This window comes from Streptomyces sp. NPDC041122, from assembly GCF_055592445.1.
Genome location: NZ_JBVIYQ010000004.1, coordinates 535,656 through 558,388, shown reverse-complemented (window position 1 = coordinate 558,388; position 22,733 = coordinate 535,656). Strand labels below are relative to the sequence as shown.

The 22,733-nt window shown below is 71.3% G+C and carries 26 protein-coding genes and 2 pseudogenes; 5 read left to right on the top strand and 23 right to left on the bottom strand.

The window, feature by feature from the left end:
- Window positions 1–130: 130 nt before the first annotated feature.
- A complete protein-coding gene (locus ACZ6B8_RS18645) occupies window positions 131–1,393 on the bottom strand; it encodes a cytochrome P450 family protein (RefSeq protein WP_471607881.1) in 1,263 nt (420 codons plus the stop codon).
- Between the two features lie 179 nt (window positions 1,394–1,572).
- Between ACZ6B8_RS18645 and ACZ6B8_RS18640 the strand changes: the two genes are divergently transcribed.
- Window positions 1,573–1,791, top strand: coding sequence for a hypothetical protein (locus tag ACZ6B8_RS18640; RefSeq protein WP_471607880.1), 219 nt, complete (start codon window positions 1,573–1,575; stop codon window positions 1,789–1,791).
- 82 nt (window positions 1,792–1,873) lie between these two features.
- Here ACZ6B8_RS18640 and ACZ6B8_RS18635 read toward each other — a convergent pair whose 3' ends face one another.
- The gene (locus ACZ6B8_RS18635) at window positions 1,874–2,782 is read right to left on the bottom strand and encodes a hypothetical protein (RefSeq protein ID WP_471082731.1); all 909 of its coding nucleotides are present in this window, start codon (window positions 2,780–2,782) and stop codon (window positions 1,874–1,876) included.
- Window positions 2,783–2,937: 155 nt separating this feature from the next.
- The gene (locus ACZ6B8_RS18630) at window positions 2,938–4,161 is read right to left on the bottom strand and encodes a S1 family peptidase (protein ID WP_471607879.1); all 1,224 of its coding nucleotides are present in this window, start codon (window positions 4,159–4,161) and stop codon (window positions 2,938–2,940) included.
- Between the two features lie 797 nt (window positions 4,162–4,958).
- Between ACZ6B8_RS18630 and ACZ6B8_RS18625 the strand changes: the two genes are divergently transcribed.
- Window positions 4,959–5,651 carry a 2-phosphosulfolactate phosphatase gene (locus ACZ6B8_RS18625; RefSeq protein ID WP_471607878.1) on the top strand — a complete coding sequence of 231 codons (693 nt, stop codon included), beginning with the start codon at window positions 4,959–4,961 and terminating at the stop codon, window positions 5,649–5,651.
- A 59-nt stretch (window positions 5,652–5,710) separates the two neighbouring features.
- Here the strand turns inward: ACZ6B8_RS18625 and ACZ6B8_RS18620 are convergent.
- The 7 genes and pseudogenes from ACZ6B8_RS18620 to ACZ6B8_RS18590 all read right to left on the bottom strand — a co-directional run.
- Window positions 5,711–6,340: pseudogene (locus ACZ6B8_RS18620) on the bottom strand (phage tail protein); the annotation flags it as partial.
- Between the two features lie 123 nt (window positions 6,341–6,463).
- Window positions 6,464–6,907, bottom strand: coding sequence for a nuclear transport factor 2 family protein (locus ACZ6B8_RS18615; protein WP_471607877.1), 444 nt, complete (start codon window positions 6,905–6,907; stop codon window positions 6,464–6,466).
- 159 nt (window positions 6,908–7,066) lie between these two features.
- Window positions 7,067–8,128: a hypothetical protein gene (locus ACZ6B8_RS18610; protein ID WP_471607876.1), complete on the bottom strand. Its 1,062-nt coding sequence runs from the start codon at window positions 8,126–8,128 to the stop codon at window positions 7,067–7,069.
- Between the two features lie 226 nt (window positions 8,129–8,354).
- Complete coding sequence (locus ACZ6B8_RS18605; protein WP_471082745.1) at window positions 8,355–9,005, bottom strand: CatB-related O-acetyltransferase; 651 nt, start codon at window positions 9,003–9,005, stop codon at window positions 8,355–8,357.
- Window positions 9,006–9,074: 69 nt separating this feature from the next.
- The gene (locus ACZ6B8_RS18600) at window positions 9,075–10,358 is read right to left on the bottom strand and encodes an MFS transporter (RefSeq protein ID WP_471607875.1); all 1,284 of its coding nucleotides are present in this window, start codon (window positions 10,356–10,358) and stop codon (window positions 9,075–9,077) included.
- Window positions 10,355–10,963, bottom strand: coding sequence for an ArsR/SmtB family transcription factor (locus tag ACZ6B8_RS18595; RefSeq protein WP_471607874.1), 609 nt, complete (start codon window positions 10,961–10,963; stop codon window positions 10,355–10,357). Before ACZ6B8_RS18595 ends, ACZ6B8_RS18600 begins: the two co-directional genes overlap by 4 nt.
- Before the next feature lie 137 nt (window positions 10,964–11,100).
- Window positions 11,101–11,523, bottom strand: coding sequence for an ATP-binding protein (locus tag ACZ6B8_RS18590; protein ID WP_471082754.1), 423 nt, complete (start codon window positions 11,521–11,523; stop codon window positions 11,101–11,103).
- A 235-nt stretch (window positions 11,524–11,758) separates the two neighbouring features.
- On the opposite strand from ACZ6B8_RS18590, the gene ACZ6B8_RS18585 reads away from it, so the two are divergent.
- Window positions 11,759–12,085 carry a hypothetical protein gene (locus tag ACZ6B8_RS18585; RefSeq protein ID WP_471607873.1) on the top strand — a complete coding sequence of 109 codons (327 nt, stop codon included), beginning with the start codon at window positions 11,759–11,761 and terminating at the stop codon, window positions 12,083–12,085.
- Here ACZ6B8_RS18585 and ACZ6B8_RS18580 read toward each other — a convergent pair.
- From ACZ6B8_RS18580 to ACZ6B8_RS18535, 10 genes and pseudogenes are all read right to left on the bottom strand, one after another.
- Window positions 12,065–12,328 carry a gas vesicle protein K gene (locus ACZ6B8_RS18580; RefSeq protein WP_471082759.1) on the bottom strand — a complete coding sequence of 88 codons (264 nt, stop codon included), beginning with the start codon at window positions 12,326–12,328 and terminating at the stop codon, window positions 12,065–12,067. The two genes, ACZ6B8_RS18585 and ACZ6B8_RS18580, sit on opposite strands and share 21 nt — an antisense overlap.
- Before the next feature lie 14 nt (window positions 12,329–12,342).
- Window positions 12,343–12,579 carry a gas vesicle protein gene (locus ACZ6B8_RS18575; RefSeq protein WP_471082762.1) on the bottom strand — a complete coding sequence of 79 codons (237 nt, stop codon included), beginning with the start codon at window positions 12,577–12,579 and terminating at the stop codon, window positions 12,343–12,345.
- Window positions 12,576–13,526 (bottom strand): GvpL/GvpF family gas vesicle protein, encoded by a 951-nt coding sequence (locus ACZ6B8_RS18570; RefSeq protein ID WP_471607872.1) that lies wholly within the window; start codon window positions 13,524–13,526, stop codon window positions 12,576–12,578. Before ACZ6B8_RS18570 ends, ACZ6B8_RS18575 begins: the two co-directional genes overlap by 4 nt.
- Window positions 13,527–13,669: 143 nt before the next feature.
- Window positions 13,670–13,996, bottom strand: a pseudogene (gene gvpJ, locus ACZ6B8_RS18565) (gas vesicle protein GvpJ); the annotation flags it as partial.
- Between the two features lie 9 nt (window positions 13,997–14,005).
- Window positions 14,006–15,073, bottom strand: coding sequence for an SRPBCC family protein (locus ACZ6B8_RS18560; protein ID WP_471607871.1), 1,068 nt, complete (start codon window positions 15,071–15,073; stop codon window positions 14,006–14,008).
- A 6-nt stretch (window positions 15,074–15,079) separates the two neighbouring features.
- Window positions 15,080–16,420, bottom strand: coding sequence for a histone protein (locus tag ACZ6B8_RS18555; protein ID WP_471607870.1), 1,341 nt, complete (start codon window positions 16,418–16,420; stop codon window positions 15,080–15,082).
- Window positions 16,421–16,466: 46 nt separating this feature from the next.
- Window positions 16,467–16,709 carry a gas vesicle protein GvpG gene (locus ACZ6B8_RS18550; RefSeq protein WP_471607869.1) on the bottom strand — a complete coding sequence of 81 codons (243 nt, stop codon included), beginning with the start codon at window positions 16,707–16,709 and terminating at the stop codon, window positions 16,467–16,469.
- A gap of 1 nt (window position 16,710) precedes the next feature.
- A complete protein-coding gene (locus tag ACZ6B8_RS18545; protein WP_471607868.1) occupies window positions 16,711–17,466 on the bottom strand; it encodes a GvpL/GvpF family gas vesicle protein in 756 nt (251 codons plus the stop codon).
- A gap of 2 nt (window positions 17,467–17,468) precedes the next feature.
- On the bottom strand, window positions 17,469–18,026 hold the full coding sequence (gene gvpJ, locus ACZ6B8_RS18540; RefSeq protein WP_471607867.1) for a gas vesicle protein GvpJ: 558 nt from the start codon (window positions 18,024–18,026) through the stop codon (window positions 17,469–17,471).
- A gap of 60 nt (window positions 18,027–18,086) precedes the next feature.
- The gene (locus ACZ6B8_RS18535; RefSeq protein WP_471607866.1) at window positions 18,087–18,404 is read right to left on the bottom strand and encodes a gas vesicle protein GvpO; all 318 of its coding nucleotides are present in this window, start codon (window positions 18,402–18,404) and stop codon (window positions 18,087–18,089) included.
- A 236-nt stretch (window positions 18,405–18,640) separates the two neighbouring features.
- Between ACZ6B8_RS18535 and ACZ6B8_RS18530 the strand changes: the two genes are divergently transcribed.
- Window positions 18,641–19,303: a hypothetical protein gene (locus tag ACZ6B8_RS18530; protein WP_471607865.1), complete on the top strand. Its 663-nt coding sequence runs from the start codon at window positions 18,641–18,643 to the stop codon at window positions 19,301–19,303.
- Window positions 19,304–19,378: 75 nt separating this feature from the next.
- Window positions 19,379–20,260, top strand: a complete 882-nt coding sequence (locus ACZ6B8_RS18525) for an SDR family oxidoreductase (RefSeq protein WP_471082792.1) — start codon at window positions 19,379–19,381, stop codon at window positions 20,258–20,260.
- Window positions 20,261–20,951: 691 nt separating this feature from the next.
- On the opposite strand, the gene ACZ6B8_RS18520 is transcribed toward ACZ6B8_RS18525, so the two are convergent.
- The 3 genes from ACZ6B8_RS18520 to nadE form a co-directional block, all read right to left on the bottom strand.
- Window positions 20,952–21,110: a hypothetical protein gene (locus tag ACZ6B8_RS18520; protein ID WP_471607864.1), complete on the bottom strand. Its 159-nt coding sequence runs from the start codon at window positions 21,108–21,110 to the stop codon at window positions 20,952–20,954.
- 81 nt (window positions 21,111–21,191) lie between these two features.
- Window positions 21,192–21,476, bottom strand: a complete 285-nt coding sequence (locus ACZ6B8_RS18515; RefSeq protein ID WP_471607863.1) for a hypothetical protein — start codon at window positions 21,474–21,476, stop codon at window positions 21,192–21,194.
- A 296-nt stretch (window positions 21,477–21,772) separates the two neighbouring features.
- Window positions 21,773–22,603, bottom strand: coding sequence for an ammonia-dependent NAD(+) synthetase (nadE, locus tag ACZ6B8_RS18510; protein WP_471082803.1), 831 nt, complete (start codon window positions 22,601–22,603; stop codon window positions 21,773–21,775).
- Window positions 22,604–22,733: the final 130 nt, after the last annotated feature.

The following is a 22,733-nucleotide window of genomic DNA, read 5'->3' as shown; positions in this document are numbered from 1 at the left end:
CTCGCATCCGCGCGGCCGTGACCCATGTGATCGCCACGTGCGCTCATTCGGAGCGTAGCAGGCGTCGATCCCTGCTACGTCTCCATTTCGTCCAGCGAAAACCCGACCGTTCCGTCACCGGCCGAACCGGTCAGGCGGCCCGCACGCGGTAGCGCACCGGCAGGGACCGCACCCCGCGGATGATTCCGGAACCGATCCAGTCGAGCGCCTCCGGTCGTACGGCGAGCTCCAGTTCGGGGACGCGGGACAGCAGGGTGCGCAGTGCGATGGCCGTCTCCAGGCGGGCGAGCGGGGCGCCCAGGCAGTGGTGGATGCCGTGGCCGAAGGCGAGGTGGCGGGCGCCCTTGCGGGTCACGTCGAGCGCGTCGGGCGCGTTCGGGGCCGCTCGCTCGACGCCGTCGCCGTCGGCCTGCGGGGCGTCGTGTCCCGCCGAGCCGAGAGCGACGACGACCATGCCTCCCCGGGGAATCGGCACCCCGCCCAGCTCGATGTCCCGCGCGGCGTACCGGCTCGTCGAGCGCTCGACGGACGTGTCGTGGCGCAGGAACTCCTCCACCGCACCGGGCATCAGATCGGGCCGCCCGCGCAACAACTCCAGCTGGTCGGGCCGGCGCAGGAGCGCCAGCTCCGCGTTGCCGAGCAGATGAACGGTGCTCTCGTGCCCGGCGACGACCAGCATCATCGCCGTCCCGACCAGCTCCTCCTCGGAGAGCCGACCGTCGTCCGTGTCGCGCACGGCCACCAGGGCGGACAGTAGATCGTCCGCGGGCCGGCGCCGCTTGCGCGCGACCAGGTCGGCCAGCAGTCCGTGCAGGGAGGCGAGTGCCGTCCGGTGCTCGGGCGACGCCACCTGGAGGGCCTGCCCCGACCAGCGGCTGAAGTCGAGGTGGTGTTCGTCCGGGATGCCGAGGAGCTCGGCGATGACCTTGGCGGGCAAGGGGGCGTTGAACGCCTCGACGAGGTCGATCTCGCCGGACGCCGGCATCGCGTCGATGAGACCGTGGGCGATCCGTTCGACGCGTGGTGCCATGTCGGCCGTGCGGCGCGGCGTGAAGGCCGCCGCGGCCAGCCGCCGCAGCCGGGTGTGTTCGGGCGGGTCTGCCTCCATCATCTGCGCGCCGAGCCCGACCGAGGGTTTGTGCAGGACGTAGCCGGCGGCGGCCAGCGCGTCGGCGGCGGGGGTGGCGTCCTTGAGGAGGGCGGGGTGGGTCAGCGCTTGTCTGGCCAGTTCGTGGCCGACGACCACCCAGCCCTTCAGGCCCAGGTGGAACTCCGCCGGGTGGATGGGGCCCAGCTCGCGGAGCCGGGCGTAGCGCGCGGGCGCGTCGGCCTTGAAGGCGGGATCGATGATCACCCTGCGCTCCTCGTGCGGGCACTGCTGGTGAGGACTCATGACGCTTCTCCGGTCTCAGACGCGCGCGGACGTCCGAGTGTGCCCGAACTCGCCCCAGGCGCCGAGATGGTGGGCGTCGGCGCTCAGGTGGTGCGGAACAGTGCGTCACTGGTTAAAGTGGTGACGAGCGTAACGGGGTCCACATCCGCACGCGCATGCACATCGAAGGGGAGCTCGTCATGAACAGGGAACTCACCGGTGCCGGCACCGGGACCGCCGCTTCCGACACCGCCGCCGCGGCGCGACACGAACGGTACGGCCGCCTGCCCGAGCGCATCCGCTTCGAGGACATGACCGAGGAGATGGAGGCCGGACGGAGCGGCAGGGAGGCCGGCACCTACCACTCCGAGGGCTCGTGGAAGTACTACTCGTGCCTCGCCCTGGACCTGGGGCTGTAGCCGGGCTGCAGCCGCGCCCGGGGCGCCGCTCCACCCCACTCACCGCCACGCCTCACTCACCGCCGCGCCGTCGGGCGCCGCGTCACTCGGGCCACTTCCACTCGATCCCGTAGACGCCCGGCTTGCAGTGCGTGGGCAGCAGATGGGTCGTGTGGAAGGCGTCGAGCGAGGTGCGATGCCGGTGCTGGGGCTCGGCGCCGATCTGCCGGCGGTGATAGCTCCAGCAGCTGGCGGGGAGCGCCCGGGGATGGAACCGCACGTGCAGCAAGTAGGCCCGCAGCGGCGTGGTGACGCGGCGCTCGTGCTGGTGGGAGACGTCCGAGGTGGCCCGGAGCGTGTAGGCCACCACCGCGGTCTCCGTCCGGGCCAGTTGCCGCCCGAGGGGGATGTCGGCCGCCACACAGCCGAGTTCGGGCAGGAAGCGCATGCGGGGCGCCGGCCCGTACGGGACGACGAGGTCCACCGTCCCGGCCTTCGGGGAGTCGAGGAAGTGGACGACGGTCAGATGCTGGACGGCGTCGCGGACGGCCTGCACGACCGTGGTGATCGACGTCTCGTGGATGGAGCGGTGCTCGTCCAGACTCACCGTCTCCTGGATGGTCAAGGGCCGCAGCCCCTCGTTGAAGCGGGGGAACGCGTCGCCGAGCGCCTGCTCCACGTCGGAGTTCTCGCCGTAGACCGTGCGGGCGACGGCCGGATCGAGGGGCGGGGGACCGCCGCGCGGGCGATGCGGGCCCAGCAGCGAGCGCAGGGTGCCGGCGGGGAGATGGAGCAGTGGCTCCAACGCGTCCACGGCGCGCAGTGATTGGGCCCGCTCCGGCTGGCTGCGGCCGCGCTGCCAGTGGCTGAGGGTGGCGAGGCTGACGGTGATCTGCTGGGCCCTGAGGTGGTCGCGTATGCGTTCCAGCGGCAGCCCGCGCTGTTGGAGGGCCTGACGGAACACGGTGGCGAACGTCGTGTCGGACCCTTCGGGGTGGGGGGTGTTCGGCATGGCGTCTTTCGGCGGGCGGGAGACACCATCGGCTCTTGGGGCGGTGGTCCCGCGCTCCGATGAAGGCGGCTCAACGGCGGTTTCCGGCCACACGGGCGACCAGGGGCCGCCCACCATAGCCGGTGAGCGGCCCCTGGTCGTCCCTGGAAGGACGGTCAGTCGGTGTTGAGCGTCAGGCCGTAGTAGGAGAGGGCGTCGTCGAGCGGCTGGAAGTAGGAGGAACCGCGCGAGTTGACGCCTCCCGTGCACTCCTGGTCGACCGGGCCGCCGGAGGTCATGCCCTGGGCCTGGTTGCCGGAGATGTACGCGCCGCCGCTGTCGCCGCCCTCGGTGCAGACGCTGGAGGTCGCGAGCCCCGTGACGACGGTGTCGGGGCCGCCGTTGCGGTCGACGTAGGTGACGGAGACGTTGTACGAACCGACCTTGCCGCAGGTCCAGCCGGTGGTCGCCCCGGACTTGCAGAGCGCGGCACCGGACGCGGCGCGGCGACTGCCGTTGACGGCCACGTTCCCGGCCTGGCCCCAGGTGCCGACCTTCGTCGTGATCGAGTGGCCCGAGTTGATGGTGGCGACGCCCATGTCGACACTGTTGGTGCCGATCGCGAAGCGGGTGTGGGAGCCCTTGGCGAATGCGGTGCCGTCGAAGCGCAGGGTGGGCAGACCGGCGATGCATTGGCCCGCGCTGACGAGGTACTGACGGCCGGACCGGTCGTGGGCGCCGTAGCCGACGGAACACCAGCCGTTGGTGTCGTTGATCGTCATCTTGCTGCCGGGGGCGATCGCGGCCTGCGGTGCGCGCTTGTCCTGGTCCCGGACGACCTTGACGGCGGAGCCGTACGTCGCGGCCTTGGCGAGGAACGCCTTCGCGGCAGCCCCGCGGTCACTGTTGACCTTCACGGTGACCTTGTCCGACGCCAGGTCCACGGCCCAGTCGACGACACCGGCAGGGGCACGCCGGGCGGCCGCGGCGTCGAGCCCCGCCTTGATCCCGTCGAGCTCGTCCTCGCCACGGGCCGGCACGCGGGCTTCGAGACCGGCCTTCTCGACGGCGGCGGTGTCAGCGCTGTCGTCGACGTTGACGGTCAGCCGGCCGGCGGCGTCGAAGAACGCGCCGTCCTCGGATATCCCGCCCTTCTTCAGCTCGGCGAGCCTGGCCTGCTGAGCGGCCTGCCGGTCGAGCCGGCCGACCGCGGCACGCTCGCTCACGCCGAGCGACGCGGCGAGCGCCCGCACCATCTCCGGCTGGTAGCGCGAGACGGGCGCGGCGTCCTTGGCGGGTGCTTCTGCCTGCGCCGTGGCCTGGGTTCCCACGACCACTGATGCCGAGAGCAGGGCGGCCGCGGCGGCGAATCTGTATCTACGAGAATGCGACACATTCATTCCTTCCGGATGGCAGGCGGGAACTCTCGGGTAATACGGGGAAACACGTGGGGCGTGTCCACGTGAGGTATCGCCGAAGGTGGGGTTCCTGCCCGGCGGTGAGCGTGGGGCTCGCCGCGGCATGAACTCTGGCTCAGCGCCGTTCCCTTGGACAAGGCCCGTGACCAGGGGAGCTTTTAACAGAACAGCAAGGGAACTGTTAAAAAGGGGCCCTCCCGCATTGGCTCTGCGGCGAAATGCGGAGGGGTTGCAAACGCTGCGCCCACTCTTCAGGGCGTCGCACTTACATTGCGCCAGCCGTGGCGCTACATTCTGCGGCCATGAGCATCGATGTCCGCCCCGCAGAGGTCTTCGAGGACGTACGGGCCCTGGTCGGCCCGAAGTCCCCCCGTCGCGCAGCCGATGTCCTCACGTACGCGGCGCATTGGGACGCAGTGCGTCATCCTGGCCTGCCTGTGAGCAGTGGAGTTGGCGCGCGACGGGTGGAGTTCAGCGCGGCACGGCATCGGCACCAAATGGCGTAACAGGAGGCCGAGTTGGCGGCCTTGGGCGGTGGCTGCAAGGAGGCCCGCTGCCATCCGGAGGAGTCCGAGACTTCGCCGGCGGCCCTGGACCACCGCCTCGTGCGCGGAGCCGCAGCACACCCTGCTCGGGGCCCGCCTTGCGATCGTCCTTGCGGCGCTGATCCTGGCTCGCCCCTTTCGCGCTCGCCCCTCCCCGCATACGTACCGTTTCGTCCGCTCCGGCGCGTCAAATCGCCTTGTAGGCGGCTTCGGCGGGCTGCGATCATCTCCGGCATGGACTCGCGGACGATCGGAATACCCGAGGTGGACGGCGCCGAGCGGGTGGTCGTGGTGATCGACGTGATGCGGGCGTTCACCACCGCCGCGTGGGTTTTCCACCGCGGCGCGGACAAGATCGTCCTCGCCGCGGACGTGGACGAGGCGCTGGCGATCAAGGCGAGTCACCCCGGCTCGCTCGCGCTCAAGGACGGCGCGCCGGCCAGCGGGTTCGATCTGGTCAATTCACCCGGCCGGATCCGGGAGGCCGATCTCACCGGTCGTACGGTGATCCAGAAGACCACCGCGGGAACGGTCGGCGCCTTGGCGGTCGTCGAGGCGGAGCTGGCACTGTGCGCGAGCTTCGCCGTGGCCGGTGCCACGGCCCGGGCCTTGATGGAGTCCGGCGCCGAATCGGTGACATTCGTGGCCACCGGCGAGGAGGGTCACGCCGTCGAAGATCTGGCCTGCGCCCAGTACTTGGACCGTTGCGTCGCGGGGGAGCGGCCGGACCCCGGCCCTTACCTGCACCGGGCCCGCACCTCCTCAGCCGCGGACGATCTGCGGGTGGGGCGCCGCAGGGGAACTCACCCCGACGACGTGGAACTGTGCGTGGAGGTGGACCGGTTCGACTTCGCCATGAGGGTCGGACCCGAGGAGGGGCTGGCGGTGCTGCGGCCGTACCGGCCTGCGATGTCGCCGCCGCCCTGATCCGGCCGGGGGTCGTCCCAGTGTCCCGCGGAAACGCCCTCTCCGATCGTCAGGTTCGTGAACTTGACCGTGACGCTCTGGGCGTCGCATGCCACGGAGTTGTCGACCTTGATGACCCTCGGCTCTTGCAGGGTGTACTGCTTCGTCGGATTGCCCGCGGAGTCCAACACGCTGAGGGACGCTGTCGCGGGTTGGGTGGCGCCGTTGATCAGGTCGGTGAACTGCTGGGACTGCTCGGTGCCACGGACCACGGTGACCGTGCCGGCTTGCTGCCCACCGGGGATGAGCTTGTTCGAGGGGGTCTGCTCCATGGGCTGGTCGACCTGCAGTGCGGTGACCTCGGCCAGGTACTCGGAGCCGCCGTCGACGTTGAACTGGAAGTTGTGGGAGGTGAGGGAGTCGCCGCCCGGGAGGCCTTCGGCTCGGGTGGAAAGCTGGGAGCCGCTCTTCCCGTTGCGGTCGCCCTTCGCGCCGTCGTGGGACGGCTTGGCAGGTGACTCGGTCTTCTGGGACGACCTGGCGCCCGACGTGTCGGCGTCCGAGGACTCGGATCCGCACGCGGTCAGCAGTCCCAGGGACAGTGAGGCGGCGGTGGCCAATCCGCCATGCGGCGGTGGGTGCTGAGGGTGGAACGCGTCATGGGGAGACTCCCTGAGGTATCGGCGCGGAGCCGAAGTTACGCCGTCCACACTCGTCACTTGATGTGCATGCCTGTGTCACGCCTTGGCCACAGCCGTCCCGCCCGCTTCATCGGTCGGCATGGTGACCGACGGGACAGAGGCCCGTCGCCTTCGCGAGTTGCCGGTGGCCCCTCACTGATCCACCGGTTCGAAAGCCTGGGCGACGGCCAGGCTGTCTTCGTAGACGTGGTGCCGGGTGACAAGGCCGTCTGCGACGGTGAGGTGCAGAGCGAATCGCGCCTTGTAGGCACGTCCGGTGGGCCGGGCGGTCTGACGAATCTCGCCCAGCACGACGGCGTCGCTTCCGTCGACGAGAATCCGCTCGACCGCGGTCGCCACACGCTCCGGCACGTGGTTCTCGGCCAGCTCGCGATAGTGGGCGGCCGCGTCGGCCCTGGTGGAGCGGTGACGGATCCACGGCGTGGCGGCGCGCCCGTGCTCGGCCTCCGGCCAGTCGAGTTTCCAGTCGCCCCGCTCGGCATACAGCTCGGCGATGCGCTCGGGGTCGCCCTCGCCGATTCTGCGGAGCAACTCCTCCACCACGGCGCGCGTATGCGTGGGTGTGGCTATGGACATGGCCGTCCTCTCCGTCCTGGTCCGTGTCTCCGTCGCGGTCCGTGCCCTCGGACGCGGAGACATCGCCAACTCTGACCGCACGGGAACGCGGAGGCGATTACCTCGGAGGTAAGAGGATCACGCGGGTCACCGCGACAGCGGCGGCCGTGCAGCGCAGACCTACAGAGTCGATCCGGCGTCGGCCTTCGCGATGCGGTCGGCAAGTATGGCGGACAGACGGAGGATACGGGTGCTCCGCTGCTCGGTCGGATCGTCCAGCTGGTGCGCTACTCCGATGAAGGCGCCCCGCCGGAAAATCAGCTCGCGATTGATGAGTGGCGGTGCCGGGTTGGTCTTGGTATCGGTGCCGTCCGCATCGAAACCCTGACTCTCCTCGCCGCGTCGCTCCAGCGCTACCTTGCGGAAGTCGTTGAACCCGCGGTCGGCCTCTTCGAGGTCCTGCACGATGTCGCCGTAGGCCCGGTGGGCGGCAGCAGCGTCCGGGAACGCCAGGACCAAAAACTCGGCACGGTTCTCCCCTTTGTTCTCGCCCCGGCCGAACTCCACCGCGCCGGCCGCGGTGGCACCCCGCTCGCATGCAGGTGCTGCCCGGCAGAGGGCGACACCAGCCGCTGACGTCCGCACCTCTGGTGTCCCGGCCCAGGGGTAGTCATGGGCGTCCATACTGCTTCGACCCGGCAGGATCTGGCGGACCGTATCGGTCGTGGGCGGAAGGGCAGCGGCGCGACTGGCAGAGCGTGTAGTGCCGGGTTCCGACGACGCATGGGGTGGTGAGCCGTCGGAGTCGTCGAGCAACCGCACACTTCCGTAGGCGGCGAGCGCGACGATCAGCACCACCAAGAAGACGCCGGCAGCGAAAGACAGCCGCCCGACACGGGTGTTGTTGATGGTCAGCGGGCCGAGCGCTATCTGGCTGCGCGTCACCTTGCTGCCTGTCATGACGACGCTGCCAGTGTGCTGTTGTGAGGGTGCGTGGAGCAGCACTGCGAGCCGTCCAGCGAACTCGGCGTCGCTGCCGATCTCGTCAGCAATGGTGGCTTGCAGGTTACTGCTGGCCTCGGGATCACGTGGTGCGTTGGCCAACTCGTCCAGGGCGGCCTGCCCGCGAGGGGAGCGGCTCAGTCTGCCGCGTACGAGATCCGAGACCGCCGTATTGGCGGCGCCTGACGCCGCGGCGGAGAGAGCTTGCGCAGCCATCGCCGCCAGGTCAGGTGCATCCACGTAGGCCCCCCGATGCCGTCCCCCGTCTTGCCATTATGGGCATGCTCGCGACAGCGCGGGCGCTTTCGGGAATGGACTACGTCCTCCTGAAACAGAGGTACAGCCGTGGTCATTCGCCCGGCCGTCCGATCTCCAGGTTTCGGGCATGCGTCCGAGTATCGAAGGGGGACCCTTGGGGACGGTCAGTCGGGGCCTGGGGCGCCGGCCCCCGTACGAGTGCGGCCGATCAAGCAAGCGGGCGTGCGGGCGCCGCGTTCTCCAGGTCCTCGATGCTGCCGGACATGATCGTGCGGACGTGCTCGGTAATGTGCTCGGCGGGCCAGTCCCACCAGGCCACGGCGAGGAGGCGGGCGATGTCCCGGTCCTCGTACCGCTTGCGGATGAGGCGGGCCGGGTTGCCGCCCACGATGCCGTAGTCGGGTACGTCCCCGGTGACCACGGCTCCGGAGGCGATGATCGCGCCGTGCCCGATCCGCACGCCCGGCATCACGGTCGTGCCGTGGCCGAACCAGACATCGTTGCCCACCACCGTGTCCCCCCGGCTCGGCAGCCCGGCCAGCAGGTCGAAGTGGTCGGCCCACGAGCCGCCCATGGTGGGGAAGGGGAACGTGGAGGGGCCGTCCATACGGTGGTTGGCGCCGTTCATGATGAACCGCGTGCCGGTCGCCAGCGCGCAGAACTTGCCGATGACCAGCTTCTCCGGGCCGTAGTGGTAGAGCACGTTGCGGGTCTCGAACGCGGTGGGATCGTCCGGGTCGTCGTAGTAGGAATACTCCCCGACCTCGATCAGCGGGGACTTCACCAGGGGTTTGAGCAGGACCACCCGCGGCTGTTCGGGCATGGGGTGGAGGTTCGTGGGGTCAGCGGTGACGGACATGGGGCAATCTCCTGGGAGTTGAGGGGCGACGCGCCACATCCATGATCGGTCATGCGTTGCTTCTGGTCCTCACCGAGGCACCGAGGCGGCTGTCGCCGAGGACAGGGCGTGGATGCGCGGTATCGGCGACGGCAGGAGCCACAGCAGGGACAGCGCTCCACCGACGGCCCCGATGAGGAGAGTCGGCCGGAGGCCGATGACGGTGGCGAGAAGGCCCCCGACCACGGCACCCACAGGCCGTACGCCGTAATTGACCGTGCTGTACGCACCCGCGACCCGGCTGCGCAGCCCGTCGGGGATCACCTCCGCCTGGAGGGAGTTGAGGTTGACGTCGAACAGCATGACGCCGACTCCGGAGAGGAACTCGGCCACGGACAAGGCGCCGGCGCGAGCCCAGAGGGGGCCGCCCGCGGCAGCGACGAGAGCGATCGGTGCCGGGAACAGCACGACGCCCACGACGATGCTGCGGCCGACGCCGAATCTTCGCGAGACCCTCGGAGCGATTACCGCACCGAGGAGCGAGCCGGTGGCGCCGACTCCGAACGCCACCCCGATGGCGCCCGCGGTCAGTTGGAGGTTGCGGTCGGCGAACAGCACGATCAGTCCGCTGCCCGCGACGAAGGTGAAGAAGTTGACGGTTGCCGCGCAGCCGAGGCTCGCCCGCAGCACCGGGTGGCGGACGACGAACACCAGTCCCTCCCGGGCGCGCCTCGGCAGTGAGGTCGCTGCCGCTCGCTCTGGGGCGGCCGGCGACTCGTCGACCGGGACCCGTCCGACCAGAACCGCGGACGCCAGGAAGGTCAGGGCGTCGACGACGACGGCGACGGGAGCGGTCAACGCCTGGACCAGAGCGCCACCGATGGCCGGTCCGGCGACGTACGACGCGGAACGGCTGGTACTGAGCTTGCTGTTCGCGTCGACGTAGGACGACCGGGGGACCAGGCGGACGAAGAACGGCGGATAGGCGTTGTTGAACAACACCCCGGCCGCTCCCGCCAGCAGGGCGACGACGTACAACTGACCGAGCGTCACCTCCCCCAGAAGGTGGGCGGCCGGTACGGAGAGCAGTACCGCCGCCCGTACCAAGTCGGCGATAACCATCAGGCGCCGCTTGTGAACCCGGTGGTCGACCCAGGCGCCGAGGACGATCGCGAGCAGGTTCGGGGTCCAGATGAGCGCTGTCAGCCACGCGACCTGACCGGCCGAAGCGTGCAGCGCTCCCACGGCGATCAGCGGCAGGGCGAGTTCGGTGATCCGGTCGCCGAACTGCGAGATCGACTGGCCGGCCCAGAAGAGACGGAATGGCCGGTCACGCCACAGCGAGAGGGGTAAGGACGGGTCCGTGGCGCTCATGCCGTCCCGCCGGTCTGCTCCGCTGCGCCCTCCGGCAGGGCGTAACGCAACAGCCGGACGCCACGGCCGTCGGCCGGGCGCGCGGCCTCGTCGCGCGTCACGTAAGGGGCCAGGACGCGTTCGATCGCGTCCTCGATGGCGGCGAGTTCGTCGGCGGAGACGACAACACGGGTGTCCGCCAGACCTGCAAGCCGTCGCCACTCCGGTTCGAGGGTGGGTTCGATCTCGGCGGCCCACCGGTCCGGCACGGCTCCGGAGCGCAGGAACATCTCCTGGGACAGGACGCACGCAGCCGACCTGCCCTCCTCGTCGTCCGGATCCGCCGGGGCCTCGAACCGGAAGCCCCGCGCCACCGCCTCCCACCGCCGCCGGCGACGGTCCGGGCCGGGCTCGGCGTCACGGACCAGCCCGAAGCCCGCCAGATGGCGCAGATGCCAGCTGGTCACCGAGGGGGTGGCCCCCACGTCGGGCGCGAGTTGGGTCGCCGTCGCCGGGCCGTGCCGCTGCAGGCGCTCGAGGATCGCCAGCCGCACGGGGTGCGCCAGCGCCCGCATCGCCTTGGGATCAGTGACCTCGACATCGCCCAAAGGGTTACCGGTGTCCATGACGTGAGAGGGTCCTCTCACATATTGTGAGAGTCAAGTCTCATATCCGCGCCGACGGATGCGGGCCCCGGCGGGCCCCGGCGGGGTCAGGTGCCGGCTACTTGGGGGTTGCTGGGGGGCGTGGGGGTGGCCCAGGCTTACCGCCCTGCCAGCGCTTCGGCCGGCGGCGTGAAGCAGGCGGTGACCGTCTTGCCGTCCGGCTGCTCGTGCGTGTGCCAGTCGCTGGCGAGCGCGTCGACGAGCGCGAGACCGCGTCCGCCGGGCGAGGTGGTGTCCAGGGCGCGAGGCGCGGGGAGACCGGGATCCGAGTCGTGCACGCTCACGTGCAGACACTGGCTGTCCCAGGTCAGGATCAGCTGCGCGGCGCTCTGCGCGTGCACGTGAGCGTTGGTGATCAGCTCCGACACGGTCAGCAGTACGTCGTCCACGGTGTCCGGGGCGTGCGCGGTCCACTCCAGGGAGTCCAGGTGCTCGCGCGCCCAGCGCCGCCCCTCCCGCGCCCCGCTGGACACGGGGAACGACCGGGCCCAGCCCACGGCCCTCATCGACATGTCGGCCATACGCCTCCTTCCAGCGTGTGGCCTTCCGAGTACCCCCATCCCAGCGAAACAAGGCACCGGGGTGAGTGGGTGTGGGGCTGTGCCGCTGCGGCGGGTTCGTGTCGACCGAGTCCGTCTGCGTGCCGGTCAGTACCTCGGCCTGCGAACGGGCGGGGCCGGTGGGAGTGCCCGAGTGGTGTCATCCGTGTCCGCGGAAGGGCCGCATGGCAGTGAGTAGCCCCGAGTCGGTGGGCTCATGAGTTCCGGTGAGCCGGGCCGGGGCGGCGGGCCCTGGTCGGTGGGCCCCGACGCCAGCCGGGACATGATCAAGCAAGCCCTTGAGGTCGGCGTTACCTTCCCTGACACCGCCAACGGGTACAGCGCCGCGGCCCAACTGGCCGACGCGGTCGCCGCCGCGGACATTGAACGCGGCGGCGACGAGGCCGTCTACTTGGAGGAGCCCTATCAGCCGCACGACGCCGTCTGTCTGGAGGAGACCTTCTACAAGCGAAATGGAGAGAGAAGAGAAGGGGGCTCCGGTGGGTCGCGGCGACGACGCAGGTCAGTCGTACGGCAGCAGTGACCCGAGCGGTCCCAGGTCGAGGTTCAGGTCCTCGCGGCGCAGACCGTGGCGCTCGCAGAGTTCCGTCATGCGTTCGTCCAGGAGCATGAGCGCGGTGCCGACCCGCTCCTCCTGCTCGGCGGTCAGATCACCGGCGTCGAACCGGCGGACCGCCTGGCGCTCCATCAGCTGACGGAGCAGTTCGACGACGGTCAGGACGAGCGAGGCCAGGTCACGCCCGACCTCCTCGGCATCGAGGTCCACGCGGGCGGTAGGTGTCACAACGGGCCCCCGTCCGACCACGGCGCGGGAACACGCTCGCTCACCGACGCCAGCAGGGCGTGCAGCGAGATACGTACGAGGGGGACCTCGGCGATGGCGATGACCAGGTCCCCGCTGACCACCACGCCGGTGCCCAGAACCCGGTCGAGGAGGTCGACCAGGGGGACGCCGATGGGGGCGCCGCTGTCCGGCCCCTGCCAGGAGACGGGTTCGGCGGTCGTGTGCGGGCTCATGCGCGGCTCCCCGCTGCGTTCTGTGGGACGCTCTCGTGCGGGCCTTCGTCGCGCGGTTCCGCAGGGGCCGTCGGGCGAGCGCCCGGACTACCCACGACCTCGGTGAAGGAGGCCGCGTCCACGAACGAGTACGGCACCCACGGGCCCGTGACCTCGACCTCGGAGTCCCGGAACTCGGGCGCCGCCCGCAACTCCGCCACGAGTGCCAGGAGTTCGGTCTCGCGGCCTTCGGGGACCAGGTAGGCGGCGTTCATGATCTGGGCGCGGTCGCGGCCGGTGACCTCGGCGCTGTGCGGCCGCCGTCGTACGGTGGCGTCGGCGAGGGAGAGGACCGCCCGGTCGAGCAACTCGGCGGCCTCGACGGCCCGTTCCCTGCGCTGCTCCCGTGCCTGACCGCGCTCACGAAGACGGGCCAGGTAGGCGCGGCCGGTGGCCGGACCCGGCGCCGAAGCCGGACCCGGCGCCGGGTCCGATGCCGAAGCCGGGGCCGACGCGGATGTCGGTTCCGGGGAAGAGGAAGAGGAAGAGGCCGCGAGCAGATTGACCTTCACCGCCCACTCCGCACGGCCCGCGATCCGGTTCAGACCGCGTTCAAAGCGGGGCGTGTGCGCCAGCAGCGCGGCCCGGGCCCGTTCCTGCGAGTGGAAGAGCGTCGCCAGCGGAAGCGGGACCGCTACTCCCCGCGCGGCGAACGCCGTGACCACCGCGTGGTGGGCGCGCACGCAGCGTTCCAGGGTCGCCGGCTCGGAGAGCCGGCCGTGCAGGGACTCCTCCGAGTACGTGTCCGCCGGAACGTCCTGGACCACGGCCCACAGCGCGCCCACCGGAATGAGACGCAGGGGGCCGCCGCCCTCGTGGCCCGACAGCCCCGGCGGAAGGTCCGGGCCGCGGCCCCGGCGGACGGCGAACACACACACGGCGTGCGGGGCGGTCGTCGTGTCGGCCATCAGCGGCGAGTCTCCTTCGTCCGGTCCTGCCGGGGGTCGCAGTCCTGCCTGGGGTCGCGGTCCTGGCGCGAGTCGCGGTCCTCGCGGGAGTCGCGTTCCTGCCGGGGGTCGCGGTCCCGGCGCAGTTCGCGGTCCTTGCGGTCCGTGTGGTCGCCGGCCGGGTCCAGTTCGTCCAGCCGTTCGCGCAGGCGGCGGTTCTCCTCGCGGAGGGCGTCGCGGGCCGCACGCGAGGAGAGTGCCGGGTCCGTCTCCCACCAGTCGATGCCGGCCTTGCGCGCCGTGTCGACGGAGGCGATGAACAGCCGTACCCGGATGGTGAGCAGCTCGATGTCCAGCAGGTCGATCTTGATGTCACCGGCGATGACGATGCCCTTGTCCAGCACGCGTTCGAGGATGTCCGCGAGACTGCCGTCGGCGGGGCCCACCGCGTGCGGGGCCTGCGGGGTGCGCCAGGTGTCGAGATCGCTCATGACAGCCGGTCACCGCCTCCGACGCGTACGGCGACGGTCCCGTTCGTCGTCGTCCTCGTACTCGTCGTCCGCTTCTTCGTCCTCGTCCTCGGGCTCGTCCGCGTCCTCCGGATAGTCCTCGTCCTCGGGCTCGTCGCTCTCGCCCTCCTCGGCGTCGTGGTCCTCGTCGTTCTCGGCGTAGTCGTCCTCGCCCTCGCGGCCGCCGCCGTTGTCGCCGTCGGATTCGTCGTCCTCCAGCCCCTCCTCGTGGGACCGGACGACCTCGCCGTCACGGATCTCCCCGCGCCAGCCCTCCACCTCCTCGTCCGCGTTCAACGTCACGTAACGGGCGAAGTGCTTGAGGTCGAGCCGCATGCGACGGCCCTGGGCGCGCCACAGATTGCCGGTCTTCTCGAAGAAGCCGGCCGGGTAGTACTCGACGATCAGGACGATGCGGGTCAGTGTCGGGCCGAGTTCGTGGAAACTGACGGCACCGCGTGTGCTGCCCTTGCTGCCCTCGGACGACCAGACGATCCTGTCGTCGGGCAGCTGCTCCTGCACCGTGGCCTTCCAACTCCGGTTGGACGGGCCGACCTTCAGTTTCCAGTCGGAGCTCACCTCGTCCGACGTGGAAACGCTCTTGACGCCCTTGGTGAAGCCGCTGAACTCCTCGAACTGCGTCCAGTGGTCGTACGCCGTACGCAGCGGGACGCCCACGTCGACGGTTTCGACGATGTTGGTGACCTTGGCGTCACCGCCTCCGCCGCCACCCGACGAGAACAGGTCCTTCGCCTTGCCGACGACGCTGTCCTTGACGTCCTTGGCCTTCTCGAAGAGGGCCGCCTTCACCGGCGACTCGCCCTTCGCCGCCCGGGCACCCACACGCGAGAGCGTGCCGCCGTTCTCGGCGGCGTCCTGCAGCTTGTCGGTGAGGCCGCCCAACGCGTCGCCCGCCCGGTCCGACAGATGCTGGGCCTGAGCGCCGAGGAAGTCCGTGAGCTCGCTGCGGAGCCGGTCCATGCCGGACTCGCCGCCGCCCCCGCCCCCCTGGCCGCCGCCCTTCTTGCCGTTCCCGGCGCTGTGTTTCCGTTCGGCCATGGCCGGTCAGCTCCTCTGCCTCGAACGCGGCGTCGACTTCCCGGCTGCCTTCTTGGCGGCGCCGGTCTTCCTCGCGGTGGTCTTTTTGGCGGTGGTCTTCTTTGCGGTCGACTTCTTCGTCGTGGTCTTCTTCGCGGCGGTCTTCTTCGCCTGGGCGGTCTTCCTGCTCGGTGCGGACTTCCGCGTCGCGGTCTTCTTCGCGGCGCTCTTCCTGCTCGGCGCGGTCTTCTTGCTCGCCGCGGTCCTCTTCGCCGAAGCTGTCTTGCCCGCCGCGGTCTTGCTCGGCGCGGTCTTCTTCGCGGCGGCCTTCTTGGACGGGGCCTTCTTCGCGGGTGTCGCCTTCTTGGCCGGTGTCGCCTTCTTGGCCGGAGCGGCCTTCTTCGCCGGAGCGGCCTTCCTCGTCGTCGACGTGGAAGAGCCGGTCTTCTTCGCGGCGGCCGTCTTCTTCGCCGGCGGGGAGGACTTCTTGGTCGCCGGTGCGGGCTTCTTCGCCGGCGACGAGGACCTCTTCGCGGCAGGACGCCGGCCGGAGGCGGATCCACCGCTGCCGGAACCCCCACGGCCCGCGCCCGACGGCTCCGCCTCACCCGCCCGGCCGGACGGCGAGGAGCGGCCGGACGCCTGCCGGCCGGACCTGCCCGCTCTGCCGGCCTTGCCCGACGCCGACTTCTTCGCCGCGGTCCTCTTGGCCGCGCCCCGCTTCGCCGCCGACCGGGCGGCCGAACGTTCCCGGCCCGTGTCCCGGCGCGACGACGTCTGACGGTCCGGCTCCCGGCGCGAGCGCTCGTTGCGGGCTCGGGTGTGGCCATGCCTGCGCGACGGCTGACGACGCCTCGACGAGGTCACGTCACCGTCGACGTCCTCATCGCCGTCATCCCCGTCATCCCCTTCATCCTCTTCTTCATCCTCTTCGTCCTCGTACGCGTCCTCCGGCCCGTAGTCGTCCTCGTCCTCGTCCGCGTACTCGTCGTCCGCGTCCTCATCCTCGTACGCGTCCGGCTCGTCGTCCTCGTCCTCGTCCCGTCCGCCCGATCCCGAGCGCAAGGACTGCGTGCGTGCGTGCAGCATGTCGGCGAAGGAAGCCAGCTGCCGGTCCGCGGCGGCGGAGACGGCCGAACGCCCCGCGCCCATCAGCTCGCCACGCACCTGGTCGGTCAGCTCGGCGAACTGCGGTGTGTCGCGCAGCCGTTGCATGCCCTGGTTGAGCAGTTCCTGCGGCGAGAGGCTGAACTTCCGGCCCGCGAGGTACGTGCCCACGGCGAAGGCGAGCTTCGCCTTCTTCGTACGGCCGAGGAGGTATCCGCCCGCCACGGCGGCGCCGAGAGCGATCTTGCTGGTTTCGTTCATGAGGAAGTCCTGTACGGGATCGATGACGGACGACGTCGCGGGGACGTCAGGTGGCCGGTCGGCGAGGTCGCCGCTCCAACAGATCGAGCAGCTTCTCCTCCTCGCGTTCGAATTGGTCGAGGTCCATCTCGCCCTCGTCCAGCGCTTCGTTGAGAGCGGCGAGCCGGGCCCTGACGGCGTCCGGCGCATACATCTCGTCCTCCGCCGCCTCGATCAGCCGGTCCGCGACCCAGCCGACGCCGCGTACGGGAGCCAGGGGAAGCAGGAGCAGGCCGCTGATGAGTCCCATGTCAGACAGCCGTGGGGACGGGGTCGGCGGGGACGAAGCTGTAGCAGGGCAGGGGGCCGGTGAGGGTCAGCGTGATCCGTCCCCGATGCCGGTCGGCGAGCGCGTCGACGGCCCGCCGAAAGGCGGTCGCGGCGGGGTGCGGCACGAGGAAGGAGGCGTTGAGCGCCCCGCCCGCGACGTCCCGCCCCTCGCTGAACTCGGCCGCCAGCGGCCGCAGTTCCGTCACGACGTCGGCGGCGGCCCGCTCGGCCCGCCGCTGCAGTCCCGCGGCCACGGCCTCGCCCAGGCGCACGTTGGCCTCGTACCCCGGCCGCCGCCGCGTGCTCTCGCGCAGGGCACGCAGGCTCGCGTCCTCCCGCAGGAGATCGGGCAGGGCATCGGGTACGGGAGCGCCCTTGAGGTTCCACTCGGCCTTGCCGTCGAGCCGTTCCAGCGCGGCGAGATGCGCCGGCCGTGCGGCGTCGAGACCGGCGAGGACGGTCTCGGCGTCGGGGGCGATGACCCCGAAACGCATCGGCAGGACGGCTCCGTGGTCCGCGAGCACGCGGAGCACGTCCTGGTGAGCGCTCAGGTCCCGGCGCCGGGCCCGCGGCCGGCCGCTCACGGCACTCACGACGGCGGCGAGACCGTCCCGGCTCATGACGGAGACCGGGGCGTTCGCGTCCCCGACGGCACGGCAGCGCTTCGCGTGGGCGGCCGTGTCGGAGCCGGCGATGGCGTACACATACAGGCCGTACGGAGCGGGGGGAGTGGGCACGGTCAGTCCTCTTCGTCGTCTTCGTCACGGCGGCGTGAGCGCGGCCGCTGGCTGCCGCGAGTGCCGGAGCCACTGCGGGAGCGGGCGGGCGTACGCGAAGGGGCGCGCCGGCGGGAGCGGGAGTCGTCGCGCTCCCGGCGTTCGCCGCGCTCGTGGTCGGCGCCGTCATGGTCGTAGGCGTAGTCGTCGTCACCGTCGTCGGACGAGCCGAGGCCCAAGGTGTCCTTGACCTTGTCGCCCACGGACCGTGCCGCGCTCTTGGCGCCCGCCCTGCCGATCGCCCCGACGGGGCCACCGCCGCCGAACAGCTCGGGGACGGTCTTGCTGCGGGAGTCGTGTTCGAGGTCGAGGCGGTTGCACGCCTCGGCGAAGCGGAGATAGGTGTCGACGGACGCGATCACGATACGGGCGTCGATCTTCAGGATCTCGATGCCGACCAGCGAGACGCGCACGAAGACGTCGATCACCATGCCGCGGTCGAGTATGAGCTCGAGGACGTCGTAGAGGGTGCCGGCGCGTGGTGCGCACGCGACGACGTCCTCACTGTAGGTGGTGGTCATGGCGGGCCCTGCTCCTTTCGACGGCGCACGCGTCCCGGTGACGGCGCACGCGGTGACGCCTCAGCTGTCCGCCCAGCCGCGACGGTAGCGGCGGACTCTGCGGTACTGCGTCAGGCGGCCGTGCGCGTCCAGATCCACCTCGTAGGTGGCCAGGAGACTGGTGGTGTCCGGGATGCGCGGGACTTCCAGCACATCCACGCACACCCGCCACCCGTCGCTCTCGGTCGGACAGACGGCGGACACCCCTTCGGCGGGGTGCCCGATGAGGTCGCTCAACGTCCGGCAGGCCTCGCGGGCCAGTTCCCCCATGTCCACGGCACCGCGCTCGGCGGACCGGCGCGCGGTGGCCTGGGTACGTCGTGAACGCTGCTCCGTCATGCGACCACTCTTGAACGGGGCGGGCACGACGGCACGGGCTGATAGACCGAACAGGGGGCGGCATCCCGCGGGGGCACGGCTGACGGCGACGCCCCGGCGCCCGCGCCGCACCCGGTGGCCCCGGTGCTCCGGGTGCCGTCGGCGACGGCGCGCCCGCCGCGGCGCGGTGACACGATGTGCCCGGAAGCGGTCCGCGTGGCGCGCGGCGTGGTGCGAGGAGAGTGAGGGGAGAGCCGATGAGCGCGACCCGGCGCGTACGGTTCGACGGGTGGATCGCGGGGCTCGGCACGGCCGCGGGCGTGCGCGTGGTCGTCGGGTACTGGCCGGTGTCTCCCCTGGGCGCGTTCGCCGACGTCATGGTGGAGAGGGCCGACGGCCGGCGGTCGTTGCTGGCGCCGTCCGCGGACGTGGCGCGGTTCGTCGCCGCCACCTACCGGTTCGACGAGATCGTCGTGTGTCCGGTGCGGGTCGAACCGGCGCCGGACCGCTGGACCGTGACGGCCGGTCCGCTGCGGGCCGTGTTCGGGCCCGGGCGCTCCACCCTTCTGGGCCGTCTGCTGAGGCTGGTTCCGGGCCGTCTGGCGGCCCGCCCCGGCTGGGCGGCGCTGTGCGATGTGCCGGCTCGTCTGCTGATGCCGGGGGTGCGGACCCGGGGGAGCGCGGGGGCGGGGCGCCGTGAGTGGTACGCGGCGCGGGATCTGCGCACCGTCACGTGGCTGCGAGGGGAGTGGGACGGTGAGGATCTGGGCGGGCTGAGAGCGGTGCACCCTCCGGTCCGCTTCGGCTTCGGTTCGGTCCCTCGCCGCCCTTCCCTGACCCGCGTGGTGACGACGGTGGAACTGCCGTACGACGAGTTGCCCGCCCCCTCCGACTCATCCGGCCCCTCTGCCCAACCCTGAGCCGTCGGGCTCAGGGCAGCGGGAGCATTGCTTAACCAGGTTGCATTTCTGACTTGGTAATGTTTCTTTAGAGGCATGCATCAGACAAGCAGTGCCCCCGTGCTCGTGACCGGGGCCACGGGGCGGATCGGCCGCGTCGTCATCGATCGGCTTCTCGACGCGGGCGTGCCGGTCCGCGCTCTCGTCCGACGCCCGGAGGCGGCGGCGACGCTGCCGGCGAAGGCCGAGGTCTTCACCGGCGACCTCACGGCGCCGGAGTCGCTCGACCCGGCGTTGCGGGGCGTCGGCGCGGTCTTCCTCGTCTGGACCGCCCCGCCGCGGACCGCCGCGGCAGCCGTCGAGCGGCTGGCGGCCCACGCGCGGCGGGTCGTCTTCCTCTCCTCCCCGCATCGGACGCCGCACCCCTTCTTCCAGCAGCCCAATCCCATGGCGGCGCTGCACGCCGAGATCGAGCGGCTCCTCGCGGCCACCGGTGTCGAGTCGACGATGATCCGGCCGGGGATGTTCGCGTCCAACTCGCTTGCCTGGTGGGGTCCCGCGATCCGGGCGGGCGAGGTCGTCCGGTGGCCATACGGCGCTGCCGAGGCGGCCCCGGTCGACGAGCGCGACGTCGCAGCCGTCGCGGCGCGGACACTCCATCAGGACCAGTACGCGGGAGGTGACTACGTCCTCACCGGCCCCGAGTCGCTGACCCACGCCGCGCAGGTGGACGCCATCGGAGCCGCACTGGGGCGCCGGATCACCTTCGAGGAGATGACGCCGGACGAGTTCCGGAGCCTGTCGGAGGCCACGACGCCCAGCTCGGTCATCGACATGCTGCTCGCCGCCTGGAACGCGGCGGTCGGACAACCCGCGTACGTCACCACTACGGTGGCCGACATCCTCGGGACGGCGCCGCGTACCTTCCGTCAATGGGCCACCGACAACACGGCCGCGTTCACGCAGGGTTCAGCGTGACCCGGTCGGCGCCGGGGCGGTGACCCGCTGCCGTCGCCGTTCCGGATCCGTCACCCTCACGGCGCCGCGTCGGCGGGCACCTTCCCGTTCACTTCGCCGCAGCCGACGCGTTCCGCCTCCGCCTTGACGTACGACGGCAGCACGGCGAGGGCGGGGGACTGGTCGTCGTGCGACGCGCCGCCTCCCCCCCCGAGGCGCCGTCTCCCTCAGCCCCGCCGCCTCCTTGCGGTTCGTGTGCCACGAACGCGACCCGACCGGAACGGCAGTTGCCGTGCAGACGCTCAGGCCGCCCGCGGAGGCGCCCCGCCCGTCACCGCCGAGACGTGCGGCCCGGTCTCCGAGCACCTGGGAGACGACGCCGGCCAGCTCCGGTTCCGCCACGGTCGTCAGCCTGAGCCGGTTCGGGCCGAAGGGGCTGCGCACGTCGCATGCCCACACCCCGTCAGCCGAGGAAGCGCCCCGCTTCCGGCCCGGCGTGGTGCGGACCGCCTTCGTTTCGGGCCCCCGGGCCCACCCGGGCAGTCGGACGCCCTGGATCCCGCAGAGCCGGTCGGCGTCGGCATCCGGCACCTCGTTGCCCTCCGGGGGCGCGGGGGAGCTTCGGCGGGTCGGAGAACAACCCGGGGCCGACGTCGGGGGAGAGCGAGCCCCGGCACATGTCCCGCTCCAGGAAGGGCAGTTCGCCGGAGCGTCACGCCATGACTCCGGCTCCCAGCAGTGCCCCGACGAGCACGCCGATGACCGCGAGACCACCCCGGCCGCGGGCCAACCGGCGTATCCGGCCCGGTTCCACCCCGGAGGCCTCCGATCCGGGGCTCTCCGGGTCGGAGCCCTCCGGTTCGTCCGGCATCTCGTTCCTCTTCCCGGGCTGCCTCGGCCGGGGACAGCGGTGGTTCGACGCTTCCTGGTCACAGCTGATGTTCCGAGGAGGCTACCTGCCGGTCGGCGAGCCGGAGGAGTGGGGCGGTACCGTGCTGTCGGGCGGCAGGGACGGCTGCCGGGGAACGGCGGCGGAACCCCCTTCGGCCTGGCACTCGAAGTCGTACAGCAGGCAGCTCGCCGCCGGGCTCGGGGCCGGGTCCGGCGTCGCAGGTGACTCGGAGGCGGGCGTGGTGATGCCACCGAACACGGCGAGTCCGGCGACGACGGCGACCAGGATGACGATCACGGCGCCGACGACGAGGCCGACGGTGCGGGAGGGCGTCGTGGCCTTCATGAAGTCCCTTCCGGGCAAGGTCGGGACGCCGGGCCGGCACCGCGGGGCGGGCGTCGGTCCGCTCCCGGGGCCTCGGCCGGGGACGGCGGTCGGGTTCGCCAAGTCGGGGTGTCCAAGGGCACGTTCAGCACGATATCGAGCACGCCGAAGGGTGGGGTACATGTCGGTCGGCACTGTGTCCTGCGCGAAGCGCCCAGCGGGTGACAGTTCGCAGGGCCCGCTCGCGACCGAGCCCGCCACGACGTGGTCCGAGGCCTCGCGGCGGTTCGGCACCACGCCCTGACGGGCTCGGGTACTCAGGGCGCGATCGGCAGCTGACGCTTGTGCTCGGTCAGGTGGTAGCGGCTGGTGATCGACTGGAAGGCCCGCTCACCCACCGGCTTGCCCTCCAGGAAGTCGTCGATCTCGTCGTACGTCACTCCGAGGGCGGCCTCGTCGGTCTTGCCGGGGTCCAGCGTCTCCAGGTCCGCCGTCGGGACCTTCCCCACCAGCGCGGCCGGCGCCCCCAGCGCCTCGGCCACCGCCCGCACCCGCCGCTTCGTCAGCCCGGTCAGCGGTACGACGTCCGCCGCGCCGTCCCCGTACTTGGTGAAGAACCCGGAGACCGCTTCCGCCGCGTGGTCCGTGCCCACCACGAGACCGTCGTGCGCGCCCGCGACCGCGTACTGCGCGATCATCCGCTGCCGGGCCTTGATGTTGCCCTGCACGAAGTCCTGGTGGTGCGCGTCCCGGAAGACCACCCCGCCGCTCACCACGGCCTCCAGCGCGGCGTCACTCGCCGGCCGCACGTCCACGGTCAGGACCCGGTCGGCGCGGATGAACTCCAGGGCCAGCTGGGCATCGTGCTCGTCCGCCTGGACCCCGTACGGCAGCCGCATGGCGTAGAAGGTCGCGTCGTGCCCGGCGGCCCGGACCCGCTCCACCGCCAGCTGGCAGAGCCGGCCCGCGGTCGTCGAGTCGACGCCACCGCTGATGCCGAGGACGAGTGAGCGCAGTCCTGTGGACGTCAGCCGGTCGGCCAGGAAGGCGACCCTGCGCTCGATCTCCGTCTCCGCGTCGAAACTCGCGGACACCTGGAGGTCCCGTGCGATCTCCTGCTGCAGGGTGATGGACGCCGGATCGGTCACGGCTGCTGCTCCTCGTGGTCAGTTCTGGTGTGTAAGGGCGTGCGGCCCGCCTCCCGGGGGAGAAAAGAGCCGACACCCGCGGCCCCGACTCTATGCCGCGCCCGCTCCGGCGCCCGGCGGGGGCATCACC